Below are 25,494 nucleotides of genomic sequence, written 5' to 3'. Positions count from 1 at the left end.
GCTTTGTTCGGTGCGCGCCCTTTGCGTAAAAAATTGCAAAGTTGCTCACACCTGTTCACGCCTCTCGCACATCGGCCAGCACTTGGCTGCCGAAATCCTCGCGCTGCAGCATGGTCAAAACCTTTGCCGCAGCTTGCTCGGGGCTCATCAACTGCCCGCTGGCCTTGAAATTGGCGAACACCGCCACATCGGGGAACTTGGCCGGGTCGCCGCTGCGCAAGGCCACTTGCATATCGGTGTCGATGATGCCGGGCGCCAGTGAAACGATGCGCGCGCCGGCCGGCTTGGCGGCTTCATCCAGGGCCATGGCGCGCGACAAATTGTCCATGCCCGCCTTGGCGGCGCAGTAAGAGGCCGAGCCAGCCATGGCGCGGCGCCCCAGGCCCGAGGAGATATTGAGAATGCGCCGCGCCGCGCCCAGCTGGGTGGTGGCTCGCAGGAAAGCGCTACTCAGCAGCAAGCAGGCTTCCAGACCGACGCGCAAGGCATTCGATAGTTCTTCCAGGCTGGCCTCGTCCACCGGTCCGGGCGTAGCGACTACGCCGGCGTTATTGATCAGGGTGGCTTCAGAAAAGCGGGCCGGGTCTTGCGCTTGCAGCCAGGCCTGCAAATGCTGGGCCGCCGCCAAGGGCTGATTCAAATCCAGCTCCCACTGTTCCAGCGCCAGGCCCTGCGCGAGGGCGAGTTCCTGCAGAGCCGCACTGCGCTTGCGGGCGATGCCAATCACCAGATGGCCGGGGGCCAGCAATTGGCGCGCAATCGCTTCGCCCATGCCGCGCGAACTGCCGGTAACGATGTAGAGCGCGGTTTGAGGCTGGCTTGTCATGCTTGTGCTTTCTTCGGGTTACTGGGCTGGCGGCTGAACACCAGCAGCAGATTATTGGCCGGCATGGCCTGGATGTCGTGCAATTCAAGCCCAGCTTCAAGGGCTTCGGCCTTGACCGCATCCAACTCGCGCAAGCCCCAGCGGGCATCACGCGCGCGCAGGTCGGCGTCAAAAGCCAGATTGCTGGGGGCGGTGTCTTGATCGCTGAGGATGAAGGGGCCGTAGACCACCAGCAGGCCGCCCGCTTTCAAGTGGCGGCCTGCTCCTTGCATCAAGCCCTGGCAGCTGGCCCAGGGAGAGATGTGCAGCATATTGGCGCAGAACACCAGGTCCAGGCTTTGGTGGCTGGCGGGTAGCGCCCAGTCGGGTTGGCAGACATCCAGCTGCAGCGGCGGCAAGCCTGTGGGATTCCAGGCGGTGATGGAGGCCAAGGCTTGCGCGTCTGGATCGGAGGTCTGCCAGAGCCAGCCCGGCAGCAGGGCGCTGAAATGCGCTGCATGCTGGCCACTGCCGCTGGCGATTTCCAGCGCCAGGCCGGTGGGCGGCAGCAGGCGCAGCAGCGCTTCGCCGATGGGCGTTTGATTGCGTTCGGCGGCCGGGGAGTGGCGGGCAGCCGGGTGGTTTGGAATTGGCGTAGGCAGGGTCATGGTTCAGAACTCCGGTGGGCAGTCAAAGTGCAGGCCCAGTTCGGGCAAGCTGAGTGAGCAGGCATGCAAACACATGGCGCCGCCGGTGGCTTGGCCGTAGAGGGCGTCGCCAACGATGGGGTGGCCCAGGGCCAGCATGTGCACGCGTAATTGATGGGTGCGGCCGGTGACAGGCTCCAACTCGACGCGGCTTTGCGCCTCGTTGGCGCTCAGCACCCGGTAGCGGGTCAGCGAGGGCTTGCCGGTCTCGAAATCGATTTTCTGGCGTGGGCGATTGGGCCAGTCGGTCAGCAGGGGCAGATTGACTTCCTGCCACTCAGGCTCTGCGGCAAGCCGGCCCGTCACCAAGGCGATGTAGCGCTTGTGCACCTTGCGGGCGGCGAAGTCCATGCTCAGGCGGCGCTGCATCTCGGCCCCGCGCGCCATCAGCAAGAGGCCCGAGGTGGCCATGTCCAGGCGGTGCACGATCAAGGCATCGGGGTACTGCGCCTGCGCGCGGTGGATGGCGCAGTCCTGCTTGTCCTCACCCCGGCCGGGCACCGACAGCAGGCCGCTGGGCTTGTTGATCAGCAGCAGTTGTTCGTTGACGAAAAGAATCTGCAATTTAGAACCGGTCGATCCAACCGGACTGCAGCGCCGACTGCGGGTTGGAGCCGGCTGCCCGAACGGCAGCCAGCGCCTGTTCAGTGCTCAGGCCCAAATGCTTGAGGACGCAAGCGGCCACCGTGCCGGTGCGGCCAATGCCTGCCGCGCAATGCAGCAGCACTTGCTCGCCCAGGCGCATGCTGTGGGCGATTTGCTCGACGCCTTGGGTGAATGCGGCCGGGTCGGCGCCTAGGCCGAAATCGCGCATCGGCAGGTGCTGCCATCGAAAAGGCAAGCGCCCTTCGGCGATGGCTTTGTGATAGCTGGGCGAGAGCTGCGCCACCTCTTCCAGAGGGTTCAGGCACACCACCAGATTGAGCTGGCGCAGCCTGGCCTCATCCAGAAAGGCCCCCCAAGATTCCAGCCGGCCGGGCATGGATTGCAACCAGAGTTGTCCGCTCACGGTCAGGGCGGGGGCAAGGGTGACACTGCGAAATGGCATGGCAATAAGAGGGGAGCTTGGGGCGGATTGGGTGGTGAACTGAACACCAAGCGCCGCATTGTGCCTCTCCGCGGCTTGCTTCTTTGGCATGCCTCTTGGGCCTGACTTGCATGGGGTTAATCAACAAAAAGTTGATTAACTATCCGGGCCTGCGAAGATGGCGGCATGACGTCAACGCAATCACCGCCGCACACCGGCCAGCTGGCCGCTTCCTCATCCGCCCACATGCCAGCGCCTACATCCGCCAGTTCGCCAGAAGCATCAAGCAGTGCGCCTGCTGCACCCTGCGCAGCCGCAGCCATGCCGCCTTTGAAACACCCCATGTGGGTCTTGCTGGCGATCTGCGCTTTGGGGCTAATGAGCACGATTGGCGTGTCCATGCCCTATCCGATCCTGGCGCCCATCTTTGTCGGCGGGCCGGTCGATAACTTCACCCATTTCGCCGGCCTGGACCCCAAATTGTTGATGGGTCTGGCCTTGGCCGCCAATCCGCTGGGCATCTTGCTAGGCAGCTTGTTCATCGGCCCCTTGTCCGATCGCTACGGCCGGCGTGCTGTGTTGGCCGTGACGCTGAGCGCCACCTTGGTGAGCTATTTGCTGAGTGCCTTGGCGCTGGCGCAACGCGACTATCTGCTCTTTGTGTTGGCCCGCTTCGTCACCGGCCTGACCGAAAGCAATGTGGCTGTGGCGCGGGCCTTGCTGGCGGATATGCACCAGCAAATCGACCGCACCCGCGCGTTTGCCTGGTTGAATTCCTGCTTGTACATGGGCTGGCTCTTGGGCCCCTTGGTGGGTGGGCTGACGCTGCCGCTGGGTGAAGCCGTTCCCTTTGTGCTGGCTGGTCTGGCCATGCTGCCTTGCCTGGCGGTGCTGACTTTGTGGGTACCCGCTGCGGCGGGTGCGCAGGCCGCCGCACCTTGGTCATGGCGGGACTTGTGGGCGCAGCAAGCGCTGGGCCTGTTGGCTCGCGACAAGCTGCTGGCGGCCTTGTTCGTGATGCAGCTTTTCTACACCATGGGCATCAACGCTCTGTACGAATTCGCGCCACTGTGGATGGTGGAAAACTTGGGGCTGGACAGCCGCGGCATCGCCTGGGTCACCGCCGCCCAATGCGCCACCATGACCTTGGCTTCGGTGCTTGCCGGCAAGTTCAGTCGCGGCGGCCATGGCCGGGCACTGCAAGGCGCGGCACTGTTGGCACTGTGCGCGGCGCTGGGCTTGAGCTTGCTGGCGGTTTTGCCGGGGCATTTGGGCGTGTTCGTCATCATCGCCCTGGGCGCGCCGCTGGCACTTTACAACGCGGTCTTGCCGGCCTGGGTGTCTGAGCGCTTTGCGAGTTATGGTCAGGGTCGGGTGATGGGCTTGCTGTCCACCATTTTCTGCATTGCCAACGTCACGGTGGCGCTGGCGGGTGGCTTGATCTCATTGTTGTCGACGCGCTGGATCATGGGCCTGGGAGGGCTGTGCTGCGTGCTGGCCGCGCTGGCCTTGCTGCGCTTGGCGCGTCGACAGGCGCAGGCATGAGCAAGCTCGCCGAGCAATTGCTCTACCAGCTCAAAAGCCGCGGGCCGCAGGCGGCGGCGACCTTGGCTGCCGCCTGTGCCATCACGCCCATGGGGGCGCACAAGCAGTTGCAGGCCTTGCTGCAGCAGGGTTTGTTGACCGCAGAGGATGAGGTGCGCGGCGCCGGGCGGCCGACACGGATTTGGTCGCTCAGCGCAGCCGGCCATGCCCGCTTCCCGGATCGGCATGGCGACCTGGCCGTGCAACTGATCCGTCAAGCCGCGCAAGTGCTGGGGCCGCAGGCGCTTGAGCAATTGATTGAGGCCAGGGAGCGTGAAACCCTAGCCCTCTACCAAGCCAGGCTGCTTGGCAAGCCCAGCTTGGCGGCGAAAGTGCGTGCGCTGGCCGCGCTGCGGGCCGAAGAAGGTTATATGGCCCGGGTGGAAGTGCAAGGGCAAGGGCAAGGGCGCGGCGCGAGCCAGGTGCTGCTGTTGATTGAAGACCACTGCCCCATCTGCGCCGCCGCGACCCAGTGCCAGGGCTTTTGCCGCTCCGAGCTTGCCTTGTTCCAAGCATGCTTGGGCGAGGGCGCGCAGGTGGCGCGGGTGGAGCACCAACTCAGCGGCGGGCGGCGCTGCGCGTATGAAATTCAGGCGCGGGTGTGACGCGCGCTTGGGCGAGTCGTCGGCAGTCATTTGCTTAACCGCTGGCCTTTTGACCCGCCAAGCCGCCGGCCTACAGCTCGCGACCTTGCCGCCGCATCCAGCGCCGCACCAGCGCCATGGCCACACCCAGCAGCAGCAGGGCCCCGGCCAACACGGCCCAGGTCAGCGGCCCTGGGTGTTGGACGGCCTGCAGAATGGTGTCCAGAAAAAAGGCCATCACCAGGGTGGAGGGCAGGATGCCGATCAAGGTGCCCAGCAGCATATCGATCAAGCGAATATGGGTGGCGCCGGCCACCATATTCACCACCGCAAAAGGCGCCACGGGCAGCAGGCGCAAGGTGATGACGGCCAGCAAGCCGCGCTCACCCAGGCTTTGGCTGAGTTGCTGCACACGCGGCCCGGCCAGGCGGCACAGCGCCTCGTGGCCCAGCAGGCTGCCGGCGCCGTGGCTCAGCGCCGCGCCGATCAAGGCGCCCGCCACACTGGCCAGCGCGCCTTGCAGCGGCCCAAGCGCGGCAATCATCAGCAAGGTCAGCAAGCTCAATGGCACGGCCAGGCTCACGGCGAGCGAAAAGAATGCAATCGTCAGCAGCGGGCCCATGGCTTGACCGCGTGCTTGCAGCTGGGCCAATAGCTTTGCCGGGTCAAGGGCTTCGCGCAGCGGCGTGCTGCTCCATGCCAAGGCCAGGCCCAGCAAGGCCAGCAGGCACAGGCCGAGCAGAATCAGCCGGCGCTGCAAGCGCCGTTTGTGCATCGAGGGGCTCATGCGGGCAAGCCTGAGTGCAGAGCTTGACCTGCGGCATCGCTCAGCGTGCCCATGGGCTCGGCATCGCTGGCGTCGTCGCTGCGGCCTTCCAGCGCTTCACAGGCCTGCAGAAACTCCCGCAACTCATTGGCCAGTTGGTCCACATGCTGGGGCTCGAAAATCGAGCCGTGCAAGCCGCTGACTTCGCGCGTGACCATGCTTTTGGGCATGAGGCGTTGCCAAGGTTTGAAGAGCAAGCGGTTCCAGCTGGCCAGGCCGGTGGATTTGATCAGCAGCACCGGCCCCTCAAAACCCGCGCTGCGGTAACCACGCAAGGCCAGCACCTGGCTGATCAGGCCGGGGTCGCTGAACATGGCGCCCAGGCGGCGGCCGTTCATGCTGAGGTCTTGAACATGCAGTTTTTGCACCAGCCAGCCCAGCGTGCGCCAGGAGCCGGCGCCGCCAAACATGGCGTCGGGGTGGATGGAGTCGAGCAGGATCAGGCCGCGCACCGCATGGCCGCGCCGTGCCAGTTCATTCGCGGTTTCGATGGCGGTGATGCCGCCCACCGAGAAGCCGGCCAACCAGCCGGGCGGGTTGTTCTGGGCCAGGATGCTGTCGGCATAGAGGCTGGCGAATTCCGCCATGGTGGCGGGCGCCGGGTCAAGCGGCGCTTGCAGCATGAAGAGATTGACCTCGCCCTTCAGGGCTGAGGCGAGGTTTTGCAAACGCATCACATCACCATGGCCGGAAGAGGCCAGATAGAGCGGAGCGGCACCGGGGCTGTAGTTCATGGCGCGCAGGATACCGGGCCGAGCTTGCGGTTTTGTGAGCGTTTGGGCCAGTTGGGCGATGGTGGGGTTGTCGGTGATCAATTGCAGCGGCAATCGGCGGCCCAGAACCTGCTCCATCGCATCCAGAATGCTCAAGGCCGCGAGTGAATCGCCGCCCAGGTCGAAGAAGTTGTCGTGCAGGCCCACCAGGGGCAAGGGCGCTTCGGCCGTGTGCTCTTCGGACGCTGCAGGCTTGGGCAGCGGTGCGCGCAAGGCCAGCGACCATTGTTTTTGCAGCTCACGCTCCAGCTCGGTATTGGCTTCGCGGTGCTCAGCTTTGACGCCGGCTAGCAGCGGCGCAGGCAGGGCTTTGTGGTCGATCTTGCCATTGCTGCTCAGCGGCAGCTCGGCCATCAAGGAGTAGCTGCTCGGGCGCATGTAGTCGGGCAGGCGCGCGCGCAGGCCGGCTTGCACCTCGGGCAGGCCCAGCGGCAGCTCCAGCGCCAGCCAGGCGTGCAGCAAGGCTTTGCCCTCGTGATCAATTTTCTGCACCACGGCCTGTTTGACCCCGGGCACGGCGCAGCAGGCCGCCTCCACATCGCCCAGCTCAATGCGGTAGCCGCGCAGCTTGATCTGGCGGTCATTGCGGCCGCTGAAATGCAGATTACCGAGGGTGTCCAGCCAGCCGCGGTCGCCGCTGCGATACATGCGTTGCGGCGGTACGCTAGCTTCGACAAAAGGGTCTGGCACAAAGGCCAGCGCATTCAGGTCGGGGCGGCCCAGGTAGCCGCGCGCCACCGCTTTGCCGCCGATGAAGATATCGCCCGGCACGCCGAAGGGCTGGGGCTCCAGGTCTGGGCTGAGCACGTAGATGCGGGTGTCGTCGATGGGGCGGCCGATGGGGATGTCGCCGCTGGGCTCCAACGTCTGCATGCCAGGCTCTGCATCGCCATTGGCATCCTGGCTGCCCTGGCACAGCCAGGCGGTGGCGAAGATGGCCGTCTCGGTAGGACCGTAGACGTTGTAGAGCCGCACGCCGGTTTCATCGACAAAGCGCTGCGCCAGCTCGGGCGCCAGCACCTCGCCGCCACAGCAGGCCACGCGCAGCTTGAGCTGCTTGCTCTTGCTGTTCTTGCCGCGCCAGCCGGCCAGCAGGCCGCCAAGCGTGGTCGGCACAAAAGCGCTGAAGGTGGCCTCATGCTTGAGGATGAAGGCCGCCAGCTTTTGCGGGTGCAGCCGGCCTGGGGGCGGCAGAGCGATGCTGGCGCCCTGGGTCAGCGGCAGCAAGAGTTCGATCAGCGCGGGGTCAAAGCCCAGCTGCGTGCCCTGGGCCGATCGGTCACCGGCATTGATGGCCCAGGCGCGCGACAACCAAGCCAGGCGGCGCGACAAGGTGTCATGTTCAATCATCACCCCCTTGGGCCGGCCGGTGGAGCCGGAGGTGAAGAGCACATAGGCCAGATCCTCGGGCCTGGCCTTGGCCCAGGTCCACAAAGATTCGGCATGCACCGCCTCGGCAGGCTCGGGCGCGGGAATGGGTTCGCTCAGCTTGGGGATGCGCAGGCAGCGTGAATGCAGTGGCGGCAGCTCGGCCGACAAATGGCTGTCCACCAATAAGGCCACGGCCTCGCTGTCAAGCAAGATGCTGGCCAAGCGGGCGTGCGGCAACTGCGGGTCCAGCGGCAAAAAGGCTGCCCCGGCGCGGCCGATGGCCAATAAGGCCACCACCATCTCGGGCGAACGCTCGGCGGCCAGGGCCACCACCTTGTTGCGGGTCGCGCCGAGCTGGCGCAACTGCCCCGCCAAGGACTCGACCCGACGCGCCAGCGCCGAGTAGCTCAGCTGGCAGGTGGTTCCTTCCTGGCCTTGGCCCTCGGTTTGCTCCCAGATCAGCGCGCAGGCCTCGGGGCGCAAGGCGGCCTGGTGCTCGAACAAGTCGATATAGGGCTGCGGGGCATCGAGCTGGGCCAGATCCTTGTGCAAGCCTTCCAGCAGCGCCCAGCGTTCCTCGCCAGGGACAATTTCGAACTGGCTCAAGCGATCGCGCGGTTCTTGCACCAGGGTTTGGGCCAAGTGCCAGATGCGCCGGCCCAGCATGGCGGTTTCGGCGGCACTGAAGGCCAGGCTGCTACTTTCCAGCACCATCTCGGTGTCGGCCGCACCGGCGAATTCACACACCGTCACGGCCAGCGGGTAGCGCGCCAGGCCGGCAAAAAGCTGGCGCGAGTCCTGCAGCTCCGCCGCGCCGAACTCCAAGGCATAGTCTTGCCGCTCGAAGGACAGCAGCACGTCCAGCAAGCTGTCGCGCCCCTCCCGCAGCAGCTGCAATTGGTGGCTCAAATCGCTCAGCGGGTAGCGCGGGTGGCGCAGTGCGCCTTGCACTTGTTGGGCCACATGGGCGAGCAGCTCGGCCGCGCTGCTTTGCGGGTCGAGCTGGATCTTGATGGCCAGAATGCCCACAAACATGCCTGGCGTCTGGCGAAAGCGCCGGCCAGAGCGGTTCAGGCTGGGCACCCCAATCAGCACCGACTGGCGCTCCTGGACGCGGGCGAAGTACAGCGCCAGGGCGGCCAGAAAACAAGTGAAGGGCGTTGCCCCCAGGGCCAGTGCGGCATTGCTCAACGCCGCGTAGTCGGCCTGATCCAACTGCTGGGTCACGACATGGGCGGGCGGCAGTGACTTGGCGCCGCTGCTTGCTGCGGTGCCGCCATCGGGCTCGGCGGCCAAGCGCCGGCGTGGCTCGATCAAGGGTTTGGGTAATTCATGCAGATGCTGGCGCCAATAATTGGCGTCACGCTCGAACAGGGCGGAGGCTTGGTATTGCGTGGACTCTTCGATGAAGTCCAGGTAGCTGGCCGCGGGGGCGGATGCGGCGGGTGGCGAGCCAGGGGGCGCCGCTTGGGGCTGATTGCCCGCCCCGCGTACTTGCATCAGTTGATGCAGCTCGGCGAATTCCTCGCCGGGTCTGGCTTCCTGGCCCAAGGCTTGGTAGATCTCGGCCCATTCGCGCATCACCTGGGTGGTGCCCCAGCCGTCCATCACCAGATGGTGGAACTGAATCGTTAGGCCATGCAGCTCATCATTGGCGCGCAGCAGGGCGAAGCGCCAGGGCGGCTGGCCGCCCAGCACAAAGGGCTCGCGGATGCGGGCATTCCACCAATCGCGCATGGCTTGCTTGGCGGCCGAGGCGTCAAGTGGCTGGGCATGGCCGTGTCCAGTGGCCATGTCCACCAGCTCTAGCCGGGGCTCAAAAAAGGGCAGTAGCTGTTGCGTGCCATCGGCCAGCGGGGCCAGGCGCAGGGCGTCGCAGCGGTTCACCAGCAGGCGCAAGGCGTGCTCGAAGCGTGCGAGATCCAGCCGGCCGACCAGGAATGCGCCACCACCAATATTGAGGTGGGCGCTGCCCGGCCAGGCCCGCTGATCCAGCCAGACCTCGCGCTGGCTCAGCGAGAGTGGCAGGGTTAGCGCTGGGGCGTTCAGTGGCCGGTCTGGTGATGATCCCATTGACTGATTTTTTCCATGGCGTAGCGATAGCCAACTTCGGCGATATCGGCTCCCTTGGCATAGGCCATGAGGGAAAAATCGGCCACCGGTGGCTCCAAATAGTGGTCGGCCTGGGCGATGGTGCGAAAGCGCTGATTCAGGCCGCCAACATGGCCGGCGCTGTAAAGGATGTCGGCAATGCTTGGCGATGAGGGCGCCTTGGCGGAGAGCATGCGTTTGAGGGTACTCATCACCGTCAGGCGCTGCAGGCCGGGGTCGGCGCTGAGGTTCTCACGCACATCCACATCGATGGCGATGATGCGGCCGTTCCCTCGCCGCCGCTCCAGCGGCGTGCCCAGGCGCATGCGCATGGCTTGCACCGGCACGTTCTCCAGAATTGCGCCGTCCACCAGCAGCTGGCCATCCAACAACACCGGCGGAAAGAGGCCGGCGGGCGAGTTGCTGGCCAGCACCGCGCGCCACAGCGGGCCCTGGTCTTGCACGGTGGTATTGCCCAGGGTGAGGTTGCAGGCGGCGGCGAAATAGGGCCGCCACAGGCCCTCGATCAAGCGCTCACCAAACATGCGCTTGAGGTCGCGCTCGACCCGGCGGCCGCCAACGATGGAAATCAAGGGCAGGGTAGGGCGCTCGCCGCCTGCGGCAAACTTTTGCGTGTTGCGCAGGATCTCGGGCAGGCAGAGGTCGCAAGCCACCTGGGCCCCGATCAGTGCGCCCATGCTGTTGCCGCCAATCAGGTCGACGGGAATATGGCATTCCTGCAAGGCGCGCAGCACGCCCAGATGCGCAAAACCACGCGCGCCGCCGCCGCCTAGCACCAGGCCAACGGCGCGGCCGGTGAGAAAGCGGGCCAGGCGCTCGGCATCATCACGCCGCTCGCGCCGCAGCGGGTAGATGCGCTCCAGGTCGCGGCCCTGGTGCCAGGGGGCGGGCGGCACCGGTTCGGCTTGATCGCTGGGGTGCAGCAGCACCAGATGATGGCGCTTGAAAGCGTAGCCGGTCTCGCCCATCAGGCTTTGCTCCACCGCGGTCAGGGCGGGGGATTGATTCGCGGCAGAAACGTAAATCAGCTGGTCGGCCTGGCGCAGGGCGAAGCGGCTCCAGTCGCAATCGCGATCCGGGGTTTCGTAGAGGATGAATTCATGCTCATCCTCCAGCCGAGCCCAATCCTGACCAGTGAAAAGTTCGCCATTGAGCAGCAGTTGCTGGCCGTCCGGGCTTTGGCAGAGATGGGCGGTGCGGCCAAGCTTGGACAGCGCCAGGCTCAGCTCCTGCGCCAGTGGCCCGACGCCGGGATCCGCATGCAAGGGCACCAGGGCGAAGGTTTGTGCCAGGCCTTGAACGGCGACCGCGTCCGTGGCATTGCGCATGCGGTCGTAGACGGCCTTGAGAAAGACCTGGCTCAGTTCGAGCGGGAAACGCTGCAAGAGTTGCTCGTAGGCTTGGCGGCTCAGCAGCGCCAGGCGCGAGTCGCGCAAGGCCGTTACATGTTGGGCGCGTGGCTGCTGGAGAATCATGCCCAGCTCGCCCACACTCTGGCCGGGTTGGACTTGGTTGTAGAGCAGCACGCGACCGTTCCGGTCGCGGCGCCAGACCCGCAGGCCGCCGCTGATGACGAAGAGAATGCTGTCGGATTCCGCGCCCTCGCGGATCAGCTCTTCGCCGCCATGCACCCGCCACTCGTCCATCACGCCCACCAGGGCCTGCAGCACGATTTCGCTCAGTGAGCCGAAGACGGCGCTGGCACGCAGCACCTCGGCGACGCGAACGCGAAAACTCAGCGAATGCTCCATGCGCTGAGTCTAGGGCGGCGGGTGAATCGCCGGCTTGATTAAATGGCGCCGAAAAGCAAGCCATTCAAGGCTTGCGAGCTCGGCGCGGCGTTCATGACGCGCTTCAGTCGTGCAGCAGGGCGGTGCGCACGGCGTCCATGCTGTCGCTCAGCTTGGCTTTGGCCAGGGCCTTGCATTGCTCGACTGTGGCGTTGGCTTGCACACCAAAAGTGGTGGCCGACTTGGCGGGCCGCAAGACCAAGGTGTCCACCTTCACGCCGCGTGGCAGCATGGTGGTGCGGGCGGTGATGATGCAGTTTTTGTCAGCATCGAAGCCACCTTCCACGTCCGTGGCAAAGCCCCACTTCTTGACCGGGTAGAACTTGTAGAACTTGGCCGGGCCCTTGCTGGCCCAGACTTCTTGGGCCGTAGTCTTGTCCATCAGCGACGCGTTGGAGTGATCGACCAGCAGATAGCTCGGGTCAGCAGCAAAAGCCTGGGTGGCGCTCGTCAACAACAGGGCGGCGAGCAGTCGGGAAACTTGCATGGTGGTCTTTCCAAGAAACACAGGATGGCTTGATCGGGTCAAGATTCAGCTGGGCATTGTATGGACAGCTTTGCCCCGCTCAAGCCCTTGCTTGAGGCCTCTGGCATCAACGTAAACACCTAGTTAGGCGTCGTAGTTTGAGGCTGAGCGCATACTCGTGTTCATGGCCATTCCACATGCACTCCCCGGACAGGTGGTCGACGTCTTGCCGCCGGGAGCGAACCTTTGCGATGCAAAGACCGTGGCATTGTTCAAGTCCCAAGACCTTGAGGTGATGCGCTTGGTGCTTCAGGCAGGCAAGTCGCTGCCGCCGCACAAGGTACCGGGAGAGATCACGATTCACTGTGTAGCCGGCGCGATGTCGGTCACAGCCGAAGGCGCTGAACACATCCTTCGCAGCGGACAGCTTTTATACCTACGGGGCTGTGCGCTTCATGACGTCAAGGCTCTGGAGGACATGTGCGCGATAGTGACCGTGGCCTTGGTGACCTAGTGGAGTTGCCGCAACTGCGTGCAGAGGGTCGGCTGGACATACCACCACCAGCGACGCCAACCCCCTCGATTGAGGCAAGGCCTGTCGGTCCCGCCTCAACGCGATCGTTAAACGGCGAGTGTCAGCCCAGCAGCATGCTGCTGAGCCGGAAGGTGATGAAGGCCGCGGCATAGGCCAGGCCGAAGAGATAGGCTGCCATCACCAGCGGCCACTTCAGGCTGCCAGTTTCGCGCCGCGTGGCGGCCAAGGTGGCCATGCACTGCGGGGCAAACACAAACCAGGCCAGCAGCGACAAGGCGGTGGGCAAAGACCAACTCTTGGCGATCAGCGGGGCCAGGGCTTGCGCGGCATCGGTGCCGCTGGCCGAGAGGGCGTAGACCGTGCCCAGCGCGCTGATGACCACCTCGCGGGCGGCAAGACCTGGCACCAGGGCCAGGCTGATCTGCCAGTTGAAGCCCAGGGGCTCAAACAAGACGGCCAAGCCGCGGCCCAGGTAGCCGGCGATGCTGTACTCGATGGCACTGCCGGTGGCGCCCGGTGGCGGCGCGGGGAAGCTGGCCAGGGCCCAGAGAATGATGGTCAGGCTCAAGATGATGCCGCCGACCCGTTTGACGAAGATTTGCGCGCGCTGCCACAGGCCGATCAGCACATTGCGTGGGCTGGGCCAGTGGTAGCTGGGCAACTCCATCATCAAGGGCCGCACCTGGGCGCGGCTGGTGAATTGCTTGAGCACCCAGGCCACCGCCATGGCGCCGACGATGCCTGCCAGGTAGAGACCGAACAGCACCAGGCCCTGCAATTCCAGCCCGCCCCAGATCTGCTGTTGCGGAATGAAGGCGCCGATCAACAAGGCATAGACCGGCAGCCGAGCGGAGCAGGTCATCAGCGGCGCGATCATGATGGTGACCAGGCGGTCGCGCGGGTTGGCGATGCTGCGCGTGGCCATGATGCCGGGAATGGCGCAGGCAAAGCTCGACAGCAGCGGAATGAAGCTGCGGCCCGACAGGCCGACGCTGCCCATCAAGCGGTCCAGCAAAAACGCGGCGCGCGGCAGATAGCCCGACTCTTCGAGCACCAGGATGAAGAAGAACAAGATCAGGATCTGCGGTAAAAAGGCCAGCACACTTCCCGCGCCGGCCAGCACGCCGTCCACCAGCAAGCTTTGCAAATAGCCGGCCGGCATGGCTTGGGTCAGCTGCGCACCGAGCCAGGCGATGCCGGCTTCGATCCAGTCCTTGGGCGCCTCGGCCCAGGAGAAAACCGCCTGGAACAGCAAGAAAAGCACTGCGCCCAGAATCAGCAAGCCGGCCACCGGGTGCAGCAAGACCCGGTCGGCCTTGTCGCTGAGCAGGTCGGGCAATTGCACGTCTAGGCCCAGGTCCTGCAGGATCTGGCGCACTACGGCATGGTCGGCTTCGGCGCTGAGCTCAGCTTGGGCGCCGGGGGGCGGACCTTGCCAAACCTGGGTTTGATCGAGCAGGGCCTTGAGTTCGTCAATGCCCTGGCCGTGGGTGGCCACGGTGCTGATCACCGGCACGCCCAGGGCTTGTGACAGCGCCTTGGCATCGATGTGCAAGCCGCGCTTGGCGGCCAGGTCGCTCATATTCAAGGCCGCCACACAGGGCAGGCCCAGGCGTTTGACGGCCAGCAGCAGGCGCAGATTGCGGCGCAGGTTCGTGGCGTCGAGCACACAGATGACCAGATCGGGGCGCTTTTCGCCTTGGGCGCGGCCGCTCAGCACATCGCAGGTGACGCGCTCATCGGGTGAGCGCGCGTGCAAGCTGTAGGTGCCCGGCAGGTCCAGCAGGCGCAGGGCGCGGCCGGCGGCGCTGAGCAGGCGGCCTTCTTTGCGCTCCACCGTCACGCCGGCGTAATTGGCGACCTTTTGGTGGCTGCCGGTCAGGCGGTTGAAGAGGGCGGTTTTGCCGCAATTCGGATTGCCCACCAGGGCCAGCAAGGGGCCGCCGCGATGGACGTGGATGACGGATTCAACGGACATGAGCGGCGATCTTGGCGGAATTCATGGGGCGGCTGACCAGCACGCATTCGGCCTCGGCCCGGCGCAAGGCGAAGGTTGAGGTGCCTATGCGCACCACCAGCGGATCGGAACCGGGCAAGCCGCGTGCCATCACCCGAACTGCCTCACCCGGCAAAAAACCGATCTCCTCCAACCATTGCGCCCATTCCGGCGCGTGGGTGGGGGCGCTGACATGCTGGACCAGCAAAGGCTCACCAATGGAAGCTAGCGCGAGGTTGGCGGGCGGTGCTTGAGTCATGGGGCATCCTGGCTGTGCGGTGCCTGCGCAACAGCGTGAGTAGTGCGAAAATGAATCGAATCGCGAATGATTCTTATTGTAGGCCGTCGCGGGCGAATGGCGTTTTGATCCTACTCAAGCCCAAAGGCCTTATGGCACGGGCTTGTTTGCCAGCCGTCGCGGGCTGATGTGCTCAAAAATTGGTCATTTCTGAGCCCAAATTCGGCCTGCAAGCGATCCGCGAGAAGCCTTTGTTGATGCGGGCGCAAACGTTTTAGTGTTTCTACTCCGCTGTCGATACACTGGCGCTTCTTACAATGTGCCGCGCGTGAAAGTGAGGCTGGTGTTTTTGCCTGCCTGACAACCACGCTTCTTGCCCTTTACTTCATCTCAGCCAGCTCTTGCCACCGCCATGATTGCACCCCATCCGCTTTTTCGCGCCGCTGTGACTCTCACGCTGATGGCTGCGGCCGGCCTCTGCCAGGCCCAAGCCCAGACCCAACCCGCCGTCATCTTTGATATGGGCGGCAAGTTCGACAAGAGTTTCAACGAGTCGGCCTACCGGGGCATCGAGCGCTGGAAGAAGGAAACCGGCAAGACATATCTCGAATTCGAGATCAGCAACGACACCCAGCGTGCCCAGGCCATCCGCCGCATGGCCGAGCGCGGTGCCAGCCCCATCATCAGCGTTGGCTTTGCGCAAGCCTCGGCCTTGGAGCAAGTGGCCAAAGATTTCCCCAAGACCCAGTTCGCCATCATCGATGCGCGGGTCAATCGCCCCAATGTGCAGTCCCTGCTCTTCAAGGAGCATGAAGGCAGCTATCTGGTCGGCGCCATGGCCGTGCTGGCCAGCAAGACCGGCAAGGTCGGCTTTGTCGGCGGCATGGACATCCCGCTGATCCGCAAATTCCAGTGCGGCTACGAGCAGGGCGCCAAGGCCACCAATCCCAAGGCCGAGGTGTTTTCCAATATGACCGGCACCACCTCTACCGCCTGGAATGACCCCACGCGGGGCGGTGAATTGGCCAAGGCCCAGTTCGCCAAGGGCTCGGACGTGGTGTTCGCCGCGGCTGGCGGCACTGGCACTGGTGTTTATCAAGCCGCCAAAGATGCCGGCAAGCTGGCCATCGGCGTGGATAGCAATCAGAACCATCTGCAGCCCGGCACCATGCTGACCTCCATGGTCAAGCGGGTGGATGTTGCGGTTTACAACGTGCTCAAGGGCTGGCAGCCCGGCGTCAGCGATCTGGGCCTCAAAGAAGGCGGCGTGGACTACGCCCTGGACGAGCACAACGCCAAGCTGATCACCCCCGCGCTGAAGACCCGGGTTGAGGCCATCAAGGCCGACATCATTTCCGGCAAGATCAAGGTCGTGGACTTCATGGCCACCGGCGGCTGCAAATACTGATGACTTCCTTGGAGCGGGGCGTGGCCCCTGGGGCTGCGATGCCCGCCGTGCCTGCAGCGGCCGCCGTGCGTTTGCATCAAATCAGCAAACGCTTTGGCGCGGTGCAGGCCAATCGAGCCGTCAGCTTGGAGATTGCCCCGGCCAGCGTGCATGGCCTGGTGGGCGAGAACGGCGCCGGCAAAAGCACCTTGATGGCGATTCTGTACGGCTACTACCAGGCCGATTCGGGTCATATCGAGGTCAACGGCCGGGCAGTGCAGATCGCTAACTCGCATCAGGCGATTGAGCTGGGCTTAGGGATGGTGCATCAGCATTTCATGCTGGTGGACACGCTGACTTGCCTGGACAACATCATGCTGGGCGCCGAGCCCGGCTTCTTCCTGCAGCGCGGTAAACGCAGCGTGCGCCAGCGCTTGGAAGCCTTGATGGCCGAGACCGGCCTGCATGTGCATCTGGACGCCCTGGTGGGCGACTTGCCGGTGGGCGAGTTGCAGCGCCTCGAGATTTTGAAAGCCCTGTACCGTGGCGCCAAGGTCTTGATCCTGGACGAGCCCACCGCGGTGCTGACCCCGCAAGAAACGACGCAGCTGTTTGAAACCCTGCGCCGTCTGCGGGACAAGAGCGGCACCACCATCATCTTGATCACCCACAAGCTCAAGGAAGTGATGGCCTTGTGTGACACGGTCACCGTGATGCGCGCCGGCCAGGTGATTCAAACCCGCGCCATCGCCGACACCTCCGAGGCCGATCTGGCCGAGGCCATGGTCGGGCGCAAGGTCAATTTGGGCCGGGTGGCCGGCCTCAAGCCCAGTGGCGAGGCCCTGCGCCTGCAAGCGCAAGGCTTGAGCGTGCGGGCCGCCAATGGCGTGCATGCGCTCAGCGAGGTCAGCCTCAGCCTGCATGCGGGTGAAATCGTCGGCGTGGCTGGCGTTTCGGGCAATGGCCAGAGTGAGTTGCTGGAAGTGCTGTCCGGCATGCTGTCGCCGCAAGGCGGCCGCATGCAAGTCGGCGAGCGGGCCTTTGACGCGGCCAGCGGTGATTGGCTCACGCCCGGCCTGGCACGCGAGCTCAAGCTCGCCCATGTGCCGGAAGACCGCCTGGCCTGCGCCATGGTGCTGAGCTTCCCGGCCTGGGAAACGGCGGCGCTGGGTTATCAGCATCGCCCCGAATATCAGCAAGGCTTGGGCTTGAATCACGGTGCCATGCGCGCTGCAACGCAAGCCATGCAAGAGCGCTTTGATGTACGGCCGCGCGATGTCAATCTGGGTTCCTCCAAGTTCTCCGGCGGCAATCAGCAAAAGCTGGTGCTGGCGCGTGAAATCGGCCAGGCGCCCACGGTTTTGCTGGTGGGCCAGCCCACCCGCGGGGTCGATATCGGCGCCATCGAGTTCATCCACAAGCAGCTGCGTGCTCTGCGTGACGCGGGCTGCGCGGTGCTGCTGGTCAGCAGCGAGTTGGACGAAATCCTGGCCCTGGCGGATCGGGTGCTGGTGATGAACAGTGGTCGCATCACCGGTGAGTTGGCGATTGAAGACTGTGATGAAAAACGATTGGGCTTGTTGATGGCGGCACAACATCAGGAGGTGGCCGCGTGAGCCAGTCCCTCAAACCTTTGCCGCGCTGGATCGATGTCGGTCTGCTGCCGCTGTGGAATTTGGCCGTGGCCTTGGGCGTCGCCGGCCTGGTGCTGCTGCTGATCGGCCAAAGCCCTGCGCAAGCACTCGGTGTCTTGCTCAACGGAGCCCTGGGCAGTGCCCGCGGCATCGGCTACACGCTTTACTACACCACCACCTTCATCTTCACCGGCCTGGCCGTGGCGGTGGCTTTTCACGCCGGCTTGTTCAATATCGGTGGTGAAGGCCAAGCCACTTTCGGTGGCCTGGGCCTGGCGCTGCTGGCCTTGCTGCTGGGGCCGCATTTGCCGGCGCTTGTGCTGTTGCCACTGCTGGTGCTGGCGGCTGCGCTGTTCGGCATGGCTTGGGCGGCGGTGCCGGGCTATTTGCAGGCCTGGCGCGGCAGCCACATCGTCATCACCACCATCATGTTCAACTTTCTGGCCAGCAGCCTGAATGTCTATTTGCTGGTCAACTGGCTGCGGCCGGGCGACAGCATGGCGGTGGAAAGCCAGGCTTTTGCCGACAGCGCGCGCATGCCCAGCTTGCACAGCTTGGCTGAAATGGTGGGTTGGGAGTTGCCATCCTCGCCGCTGAATCTGAGCTTGTTGCTGGCGCTGCTGGCCTGCGTGTTCGTGCAATGGTTTTTGTGGAAGAGCGGCCCGGGCTATGCCTTGCGCGCCGTCGGTTCCTCGCCGCGCGCCGCGCATTACGCCGGCATTGCGCCCAAGCGCCAGGTGCTGTTGGCCATGGGCTTGTCGGGCGCTTTGGCCGGCCTGGTGGCGGTGAATGAAATCTCCGGCGTGCAGGGCAAGCTGACGCTGGACTTTGTGGCCGGCGCCGGTTTCACCGGCATCGCGGTGGCGCTGATGGGGCGCAACCATCCGGTGGGCATCGTGCTGGCCTCTTTGCTGTTTGGCATGCTTTATCAAGGCGGGGTGGAGTTGAGCTTCGAGATTCCCGGTTTCAGCCGCGATATGGTGGTGACGGCCCAAGGCCTGATCGTGCTGTTCGCCGGCGCCATGGCCACCGTGAGCGTGCCGCTGTTTGGCCGCGTGCTGGCCGCGTTCGAGAAGAAAGAGAAGGAGCCGGCTCATGGATGAGTTGATGCTGGGCTCGCTGCTGGCCTCGACCTTGCGGCTGTCGGTGCCGCTGCTGCTGTGCGCCTTGGCCGGTTTGATCTGTGAACGCTCCGGCGTGGTGGACATCGGCCTGGAGGGCAAGATGCTGTTCGCCGCCTTTGCCGCTGCGGCCGTGGGCACGGTGACGCATTCGACGGGGCTGGCGCTGTTGGCCGCCATCGCCGTGGCGAGTTTCATGTCCATGATTCACGGCTTTGCCTGTGTCAGCCATCGCGGCGACCAAGTGGTGTCGGGCGTGGCCCTGAATATGGTGGCGGCAGGCTTGACCGCCGTGCTGGGCATTGCCTGGTTCGCCCAGGGCGGCCAGACCCCACCCATCGACCCCAGCGTGCGCTTGACCGGCCTGGTGCCGGCCTGGAGCGAGCCCAGCGGCGCGCAAGCCGATCTGGGCAACTGGTTGGGTGCCATCGTCGGCCACGGCTTGCTGAGCCATAACGTGCTGGTCTATCTGGCTTTTGCCCTGGTGGCGGGCGTGTGGTTTTTCATGGAACGCACGCGGCCTGGCCTGCGCTTGCGCGCCGTGGGTGAGAACCCCGCCATGGTTGATGCGGCCGGGGTGTCAGTCGCCAAACTGCGTTATGCCGCGCTGCTGATCAACGGCGTTTTGTGCGGCCTGGCGGGCAGCTATCTGACGCTGGCACAGAATGCTTCCTTCTCGCCCAATATGACGGCCGGGCGTGGCTTCATCGCCCTGGCGGCGCTGATTTTCGGCAAGTGGAAGCCGGTGCCCACGCTGTTCGCCTGCCTGCTGTTTGGCTTTCTGGACGCCTTGGCGATCCGCATGCAGGGCGTTGCCATCCCCGGCGTGGGTGAGGTGCCGGTGCAGCTGATTCAAGCGCTGCCCTATTTGTTGACGGTCATTTTGCTGGCCGGCTTCATCGGCCAGGCCCTGGCGCCCAAGGCCCTGGGCACACCGTATGTGAAGGAGCGTTGAGCATGTTTGAACTCACGCCCGAATTGAAAGAGCGCCTGCTGGCTGCCTCCCTGGCCGCACGCGCGCATTCGCATTCGCCCTATTCGCGCTACCAAGTGGGGGCGGCGATTCTGGACGAGCAAGGCCGCATCCATGTGGGCGCGAATATTGAAAACGCCGCCTACCCGCAGGGCTGGTGCGCCGAAGCCACGGCACTCGGTGCGATGGTGATGGCCGGTGGCCGCGAGGCCAAAGCGGTCTTGGTCAGTGGCCCCGGGCCAAACGTGATCACACCCTGCGGTGGCTGCCGGCAAAAGCTGCGCGAGTTCGCGATGCCGGAGTTGCTCATCCTCGCGGCCGACCCCGGCGGCATCCGCCAGCAATGGACTCTGGACGAACTGCTGCCGCACAGTTTCGGCCCCGACCATCTCAAATTTTGAAAGCAGTAGACCATCATGATTGATAACAAAACACTGGACCTCCAGATCGCCGACTCCGTCGCCAAGCTCAACAGCCTGTTTGGCGCAGCCCCGGCCGTGGCCGTGGTGCTGGGCTCGGGCTGGTCGGGTGCCGTGAGCCTGGTGGAAGACGCCAAGCATCTGAGCTATGCCGAGCTGGCCGCCTTCCCTCAGCCCAAGGTGGAAGGCCATGTCAACGAAATCGTGGTTGGCCGCATCGGCGCACAACGTGTGGTGATGCTGCGTGGCCGTGCCCACACTTATGAAAGCGGCAACTGCACCGGCATGGCCGGCGCGCTGCGCACGCTCAAGCGCTGGGGCGTCAAGGCGGTCTTGCAGACCAATGCCTCGGGCTCGCTGCGCAGCGATCTGCCGCCCGGCAGCCTGATGCTGATCACCGACCACATCAACGCCCCGCAGCGCTCCCCCTTGGTGGGCGAGCCCGGCAGCGAGCGTTTTGTCGACATGAGCACCGCTTACGACGCCGAGCTGCGCGCCAATGCCCTGGCTGTGGCCAAGGCACAAGGCCAGGCCTTGGGTGAGGGTGTGTACATCTGGGCCCTGGGCCCACAGTTTGAAACCCCGGCCGAGATCCGCATGTTTGCTGCCTGGGGCGCTTCGGCCGTCGGCATGAGCACCGTGCCCGAGACCATTCTGGCCCGCCATTGCGGCCTGCGCGTGATGGGCCTGGCCTTGATGACGAATATGGCCGCCGGCCTGTCCGACGAGGCGCTGACGCATGCGTTGACCCTGCAGCAAGCGCAGTCTTCCGCCGAAGTGGCCGCCAAGTATCTGGCCGCCGTGGTGGCCAGCTTGGCCGAACTGCCCTCGATGCAATGAGCACGCTCGCGGCTGCTGATGCCGCCCGCCTGGCCCTGCAATGCCTGGACTTGACCAGCCTGAATGAGGCCGATAGCGCCGCCGACATCGCGGCCCTGTGCCAGCGCGCCCAAACGCCTTTCGGCCCCGTGGCCGCTGTGTGCGTGTGGCCGCGTTTTGTGGCCCAGGCACGCGCGGCCTTGCCTGCGGCGATCAAGGTCGCCGCGGTGGCCAACTTCCCCGCCGGTGACTTGAACCTGCCCCTGGCCTTGGCGGATGTGGCCGATATTCGCGCGGCCGGTGGCGATGAGGTGGATGTTGTCTTGCCTTATCGCCAACTGGATCAGGCGCCTGAGTTTCTGGCCGCCGTGCGCGCGGCCTGCGGCCCGCTGACCTTGAAGGTCATCATTGAAAGCGGTGAGTTGCAAACGCCCGAGCTGATCGCACGCGCGACCCAGCTGGCCGTTGCCGCCGGCGCTGACTTCGTCAAGACCAGCACCGGCAAGACGCCGGTGTCGGCCACGCCGCAAGCTGCCCAGGTGATGTTGGCTGAGATTGCTGCCCATCCCGGTGTGGGCTTCAAGGCCTCCGGCGGCATCCGCACGGTGGCGGAGGCGCAAGGCTATCTCGCGCTGGCACAGGCCGCGCTGGGCGAGCAGGCGCTGAACGCCCGGCGCTTGCGCTTCGGTGCCAGCGGTTTGCTGAACGACATCTTGGCGGTCTTGGGCGGTCAAGGCTCAGCAGCAGGTGCGCCGACTGGCTACTGAGGCCCTAAACTTCAGCCCCATTCCTTCGCACTTCGTCGCATTCCTTCGCATCTCTTCGCACCTCGCGCGAAGCCCGCCTCATTTTTCGAGCAGTAGCATGTCCGTCACCCCAGAATTGCCCGAGCAGCCTCAGTCACCCGACGTCGCGGCTGCCGCCCCAGATGCCAAGGCCGAGCATCGCCCCATCAAGAGCTTTGTGGTGCGTGCCGGCCGCATGGGTTCGGGCCAGGTCAAGGCTTTGGCCGAATTGGGGCCGCGCTTTGTGTTGCCCTTCACACCGGGTCAGACCTTCAATCCTGCGGCCGTGTTTGGCCGCGAGGCACCGGTGGTGTTTGAGATTGGCTTCGGCATGGGTGACGCGACTGCCAAGATCGCCCAGACCCTGGCCGACCATGACTTCATCGGCTGCGAAGTGCATGAGCCCGGCGTCGGCGCCTTGCTCAAGCACATCGATGAGCGCCAACTCAGCAATATCCGCATCTTCCAGCACGACGCCGTGGAAGTGCTGGAGCAGATGATTGCCCCCGCCTCACTGGCCGGTGTGCACATCTTCTTCCCCGACCCCTGGCACAAAAAGCGCCACAACAAGCGCCGCCTGATTCAGCCCGAGTTCGTGGCGAAGTTGGTCAAGCACATTCGCCCCGGCGGCTATCTGCATTGCGCCACCGACTGGGAGCCCTATGCCCAGCAGATGCTGGAGGTGCTCAGCGCCGAGCCAACGCTGGAAAACACGGCCGAGGCCTATGCGCCCACGCCGGCCTACCGCCCACTGACCAAGTTCGAGAACCGCGGCATCAAGCTGGGCCACGGCGTTTGGGATTTGGTGTTCCGTCGCAAAGCCTAACTGTCGGCGCCGTCTGACTGCCAACCGCGCAGCAAGCTGGCCAAGGCCAGCACCAGCAGCGCGTCGGCCAAGGGCAGGGTGGCGATGAAGCCGGCGTGCTTGAAGCCCAAGGCGCCGGACAGGCCGCCCACAAAAAAGGCCAGCACCAGGGTGGCGTGAATGCGCAGGCGGCGCCGGTCGGCGCGTACCTGTTCCAACTGCGGCCCCAAGTTCCAGTACAGCAAACGTCCCAGCTCCAGGCCCAGATCGGTCAGCAAGCCGGTGACGTGGGTGGTGCGAATCTCGGCCTTGGAGATCTTGGTGATGAGGGCGTTTTGCAAGCCCATCACAAAGCACAGCAGCAAGGTGGTCAGCGAGACCCGCTCGATCTGCTGCGGCAGCATCGCGCTGCCGATCAGGCCAAATGCCAGCAGCAGTGCGGCCTCCAGCAATAGCGTGGGCACATAGGTCCAGGCCGGGAAGTTGCGGCGGCTGAAGTTCACCATCACGGCGGTGCTGACCGCCCCGATCACAAAAGCCGCCACCGCCACCAGCGCGCTGATCGCCAGGCCAATATGGCCGAGCGCGAATTCATCTGCAGCGCCCGACACCAGGCCCGTCATGTGCGAGGTGTACTGGCCCACCGCCAGAAAGCCGCCCGCGTTCAGCGCCCCGGCCACAAAGGCCAGGCCGGCGCCCAGGTGCAGATTAGCGCGCGGGCTGCGCACCGGGGCGGTGAGCTCAGCAAGATAGTTGACGGGCATGCGCTGAGCATACGGGATGCGCCATGCGCCAACTGTCACTTGCTGTCTGCTGCCAGCCGCACTGCACGCCCGCTGCGGCGCGGTCAGCCTGCTAGAGTGCTGCCCATGTCTGAAACCTCTTCTCTTCAACTGGCTGGCAAGCATGTCTTGCTGGGCCTCTCAGGTGGCATTGCCTGCTACAAAACGGTCGAGCTGATCCGCTTACTGACCAAATCCGGCGCATCGGTGCAGGTCATGATGACCGAGGCGGCCGAGCAGTTCATCACCGCCGTGACCCTGCAAGCCCTGTCGGGCCGGCCTGTGCTCAGCAGCCAATGGGACGCGCGCGAGCCCAACAATATGGCCCACATCAATCTGAGCCGCGAGGCCGATCTGATGCTGATCGCCCCGGCCAGCGCGGACTTCATCGCCAAGCTGGCGCAAGGCCGGGCCGATGAGTTGCTGAGTTTGACGGCGCTGGCCAGGCCCATGGGCACTTGCCCCCTGGCCGTGGCGCCAGCCATGAACCGCGAGATGTGGGCGCACCCGGCCACGCAGCGCAATGTGGCGCAGTTGATCGCCGACGGCACACAAATCCTCGGCCCCGGCGCCGGTGAGCAAGCCTGCGGCGAAGTTGGCGATGGCCGCATGCTCGAAGCTGCCGAGTTGTTCGAGGACATCTGCGCCTTGCTGGCGCCCAAGCTCTTGGCCGGCAAAAAGCTGTTGATCACCGCCGGCCCCACGTTTGAGCCCATCGACCCGGTGCGCGGCATAACCAATCATTCGAGCGGCAAGATGGGTTTTGCCATCGCCCGCGCGGCCCGTGAAGCCGGTGCCGAGGTGACCCTGGTGGCCGGCCCGGTGCACCTGGCCACGCCGCGTGGCGTGCGCCGCATCGATGTGCAAAGCGCGCAGCAGATGTTTGACGCGGTGCTGCCGCTGGCCCCGCAGAACGAGGTGTTCATCGCCACAGCTGCGGTGGCCGACTGGCGGCCCGCCAGCCATGCCCGGCAAAAAATCAAGAAAGATGGCAGCGGCGCCGCGCCCATGATTGCCATGTGCGAGAACCCCGACATCCTGGCCAGCGTCGCGGCTCTGAACCCGCCGCCTTTCTGCGTCGGCTTTGCGGCTGAGAGCGAGAGGCTGCAGGAACACGCCCGCGCCAAGCGCTTGCGCAAAAACGTGCCCCTGCTGGTCGGCAATATTGGCCCGGCCACTTTTGGCCAAGACCACAACGCTTTGCTGCTGGTTGATGCCAGCGGCGAGCGCGAGATTCCTCACAACGACAAAGCGAGCCTGGCTCGTCAGCTGGTGCAAGACATTGCCCAGCGTCTGCATCAAACCGAGCCACAAGCATGACCCAAACCACGGTAGACCTCAAAGTGCTCGACGCCCGCATGGCCGAGCAAATCCCTAGTTATGCCACCCCCGGCAGCGCCGGCCTGGACCTGCGCGCTTCCCTGGATGCGCCCGTCACGCTGGAGCCCGGCCAGACCTTTCTGGTGCCAACCGGGCTGGCCATTCATATCAATGACCCAAGCCTCGCGGCCATCATCCTGCCGCGCTCCGGCCTGGGCCATAAGCATGGCATCGTGCTCGGCAATCTGGTCGGCTTGATCGATTCCGACTACCAAGGCCAGTTGATGGTCAGCTGCTGGAACCGTGGCCAAACGGCTTTTGTGATCCAACCCATGGAGCGCATTGCCCAGTTGGTGCTGGTGCCCGTGGTGCAGGCCGCATTCCGCCGCGTTGATGATTTCGCCGATGCCTCGCAGCGCGGCGAGGGCGGCTTTGGATCGACCGGCAAAGCCTGATGGCTTCGCGCAGCTCTTGAGATCCCCCGCGCATGGTGAGGCGCGGCATGGAGGGTGTGGTGTTTGCCTTGCTAGGGCAAAGCCACGCCCCTTCTTTTTCTATCGCTCGGCCAACGGCTAGCGCTTGTCCAGATTTTGTGCGCTGGGTTTGAAGTCAGTTTTCAGGACTGGGAATTTGAA

The 25,494-nt window shown here is 64.7% G+C and carries 25 protein-coding genes; 13 read left to right on the top strand and 12 right to left on the bottom strand.

From position 1 onward, the window contains the following. Positions 1–55: 55 nt before the first annotated feature. From AT984_RS10150 to AT984_RS23235, 5 genes are all read right to left on the bottom strand, one after another. Positions 56–826 carry an SDR family NAD(P)-dependent oxidoreductase gene (locus tag AT984_RS10150; protein ID WP_058719996.1) on the bottom strand — a complete coding sequence of 257 codons (771 nt, stop codon included), beginning with the start codon at positions 824–826 and terminating at the stop codon, positions 56–58. Beyond that, on the bottom strand, positions 823–1,473 hold the full coding sequence (locus AT984_RS10145; protein ID WP_058719995.1) for a DUF938 domain-containing protein: 651 nt from the start codon (positions 1,471–1,473) through the stop codon (positions 823–825). Before AT984_RS10145 ends, AT984_RS10150 begins: the two co-directional genes overlap by 4 nt. A 3-nt stretch (positions 1,474–1,476) precedes the next feature. Next, positions 1,477–2,076, bottom strand: coding sequence for an RluA family pseudouridine synthase (locus tag AT984_RS10140; protein WP_058719994.1), 600 nt, complete (start codon positions 2,074–2,076; stop codon positions 1,477–1,479). A 1-nt stretch (position 2,077) separates the two neighbouring features. Continuing rightward, on the bottom strand, positions 2,078–2,521 hold the full coding sequence (locus tag AT984_RS10135) for a protein-tyrosine phosphatase family protein (RefSeq protein WP_231741642.1): 444 nt from the start codon (positions 2,519–2,521) through the stop codon (positions 2,078–2,080). Between the two features lie 155 nt (positions 2,522–2,676). After that, a complete protein-coding gene (locus AT984_RS23235; RefSeq protein WP_197418295.1) occupies positions 2,677–2,940 on the bottom strand; it encodes a hypothetical protein in 264 nt (87 codons plus the stop codon). Here AT984_RS23235 and AT984_RS10130 point away from each other — a divergent pair. After that, positions 2,939–4,084 carry an MFS transporter gene (locus AT984_RS10130; protein WP_231741641.1) on the top strand — a complete coding sequence of 382 codons (1,146 nt, stop codon included), beginning with the start codon at positions 2,939–2,941 and terminating at the stop codon, positions 4,082–4,084. The two genes, AT984_RS23235 and AT984_RS10130, sit on opposite strands and share 2 nt — an antisense overlap. After that, positions 4,081–4,728 carry a helix-turn-helix transcriptional regulator gene (locus tag AT984_RS10125; protein WP_058719991.1) on the top strand — a complete coding sequence of 216 codons (648 nt, stop codon included), beginning with the start codon at positions 4,081–4,083 and terminating at the stop codon, positions 4,726–4,728. Before AT984_RS10130 ends, AT984_RS10125 begins: the two co-directional genes overlap by 4 nt. 70 nt (positions 4,729–4,798) lie before the next feature. Here the strand turns inward: AT984_RS10125 and AT984_RS10120 are convergent, their stop codons facing one another. The 4 genes from AT984_RS10120 to AT984_RS10105 form a co-directional block, all read right to left on the bottom strand. Further along, a complete protein-coding gene (locus tag AT984_RS10120; protein ID WP_058719990.1) occupies positions 4,799–5,494 on the bottom strand; it encodes a TVP38/TMEM64 family protein in 696 nt (231 codons plus the stop codon). Further along, positions 5,491–9,750: a non-ribosomal peptide synthetase gene (locus tag AT984_RS10115; RefSeq protein ID WP_058719989.1), complete on the bottom strand. Its 4,260-nt coding sequence runs from the start codon at positions 9,748–9,750 to the stop codon at positions 5,491–5,493. Before AT984_RS10115 ends, AT984_RS10120 begins: the two co-directional genes overlap by 4 nt. After that, entirely contained in the window at positions 9,723–11,540 is a 1,818-nt protein-coding gene (locus AT984_RS10110) for a cyclic nucleotide-binding and patatin-like phospholipase domain-containing protein (protein WP_058719988.1), read from the bottom strand. Before AT984_RS10110 ends, AT984_RS10115 begins: the two co-directional genes overlap by 28 nt. 103 nt (positions 11,541–11,643) lie before the next feature. Further along, positions 11,644–12,066 carry a hypothetical protein gene (locus AT984_RS10105; protein ID WP_058719987.1) on the bottom strand — a complete coding sequence of 141 codons (423 nt, stop codon included), beginning with the start codon at positions 12,064–12,066 and terminating at the stop codon, positions 11,644–11,646. A 163-nt stretch (positions 12,067–12,229) separates the two neighbouring features. Here AT984_RS10105 and AT984_RS10100 point away from each other — a divergent pair, with 163 nt between their 5' ends. Next, a complete protein-coding gene (locus tag AT984_RS10100; protein WP_058719986.1) occupies positions 12,230–12,559 on the top strand; it encodes a cupin domain-containing protein in 330 nt (109 codons plus the stop codon). 121 nt (positions 12,560–12,680) lie between these two features. Here AT984_RS10100 and feoB read toward each other — a convergent pair whose 3' ends face one another. After that, the gene (feoB, locus tag AT984_RS10095) at positions 12,681–14,558 is read right to left on the bottom strand and encodes a ferrous iron transporter B (protein ID WP_058719985.1); all 1,878 of its coding nucleotides are present in this window, start codon (positions 14,556–14,558) and stop codon (positions 12,681–12,683) included. Beyond that, a complete protein-coding gene (locus AT984_RS10090; RefSeq protein WP_082679928.1) occupies positions 14,548–14,835 on the bottom strand; it encodes a FeoA family protein in 288 nt (95 codons plus the stop codon). Before AT984_RS10090 ends, feoB begins: the two co-directional genes overlap by 11 nt. A gap of 391 nt (positions 14,836–15,226) precedes the next feature. Here AT984_RS10090 and AT984_RS10085 point away from each other — a divergent pair, with 391 nt between their 5' ends. The 8 genes from AT984_RS10085 to trmB all read left to right on the top strand — a co-directional run bounded on the left by AT984_RS10085 (position 15,227) and on the right by trmB (position 22,778). Continuing rightward, positions 15,227–16,222, top strand: coding sequence for a BMP family lipoprotein (locus AT984_RS10085; protein ID WP_058719984.1), 996 nt, complete (start codon positions 15,227–15,229; stop codon positions 16,220–16,222). After that, on the top strand, positions 16,222–17,817 hold the full coding sequence (locus AT984_RS10080) for an ABC transporter ATP-binding protein (RefSeq protein ID WP_231741639.1): 1,596 nt from the start codon (positions 16,222–16,224) through the stop codon (positions 17,815–17,817). Before AT984_RS10085 ends, AT984_RS10080 begins: the two co-directional genes overlap by 1 nt. Continuing rightward, entirely contained in the window at positions 17,814–18,938 is a 1,125-nt protein-coding gene (locus AT984_RS10075) for an ABC transporter permease (RefSeq protein ID WP_058719983.1), read from the top strand. Before AT984_RS10080 ends, AT984_RS10075 begins: the two co-directional genes overlap by 4 nt. Beyond that, entirely contained in the window at positions 18,931–19,911 is a 981-nt protein-coding gene (locus AT984_RS10070) for an ABC transporter permease (RefSeq protein ID WP_058719982.1), read from the top strand. The genes AT984_RS10075 and AT984_RS10070 overlap by 8 nt, the downstream gene beginning before the upstream one ends. Positions 19,912–19,913: 2 nt before the next feature. Further along, positions 19,914–20,330 carry a cytidine deaminase gene (cdd, locus tag AT984_RS10065; RefSeq protein WP_058719981.1) on the top strand — a complete coding sequence of 139 codons (417 nt, stop codon included), beginning with the start codon at positions 19,914–19,916 and terminating at the stop codon, positions 20,328–20,330. 15 nt (positions 20,331–20,345) lie between these two features. Beyond that, positions 20,346–21,188, top strand: coding sequence for a purine-nucleoside phosphorylase (locus AT984_RS10060; protein WP_231741637.1), 843 nt, complete (start codon positions 20,346–20,348; stop codon positions 21,186–21,188). Next, positions 21,185–21,934, top strand: coding sequence for a deoxyribose-phosphate aldolase (deoC, locus tag AT984_RS10055; protein ID WP_058719980.1), 750 nt, complete (start codon positions 21,185–21,187; stop codon positions 21,932–21,934). Before AT984_RS10060 ends, deoC begins: the two co-directional genes overlap by 4 nt. 97 nt (positions 21,935–22,031) lie before the next feature. Next, entirely contained in the window at positions 22,032–22,778 is a 747-nt protein-coding gene (gene trmB / locus AT984_RS10050; RefSeq protein WP_058719979.1) for a tRNA (guanosine(46)-N7)-methyltransferase TrmB, read from the top strand. Here trmB and AT984_RS10045 read toward each other — a convergent pair. Continuing rightward, positions 22,775–23,521, bottom strand: a complete 747-nt coding sequence (locus AT984_RS10045; protein ID WP_058719978.1) for a YoaK family protein — start codon at positions 23,519–23,521, stop codon at positions 22,775–22,777. The two genes, trmB and AT984_RS10045, sit on opposite strands and share 4 nt — an antisense overlap. A 105-nt stretch (positions 23,522–23,626) precedes the next feature. On the opposite strand from AT984_RS10045, the gene coaBC reads away from it, so the two are divergent. Further along, positions 23,627–24,859, top strand: a complete 1,233-nt coding sequence (gene coaBC, locus AT984_RS10040) for a bifunctional phosphopantothenoylcysteine decarboxylase/phosphopantothenate--cysteine ligase CoaBC (protein WP_058722216.1) — start codon at positions 23,627–23,629, stop codon at positions 24,857–24,859. Further along, complete coding sequence (dut, locus tag AT984_RS10035) at positions 24,856–25,314, top strand: dUTP diphosphatase (protein WP_058719977.1); 459 nt, start codon at positions 24,856–24,858, stop codon at positions 25,312–25,314. Before coaBC ends, dut begins: the two co-directional genes overlap by 4 nt. Positions 25,315–25,494: the final 180 nt, after the last annotated feature.

It is taken from the genome of Paucibacter sp. KCTC 42545 (assembly GCF_001477625.1).
Taxonomy (GTDB): domain Bacteria; phylum Pseudomonadota; class Gammaproteobacteria; order Burkholderiales; family Burkholderiaceae_C; genus Paucibacter_A.
Note: the sequence above shows the minus strand (reverse complement) of the source record. Positions and strands in the feature narration are given on the sequence as shown.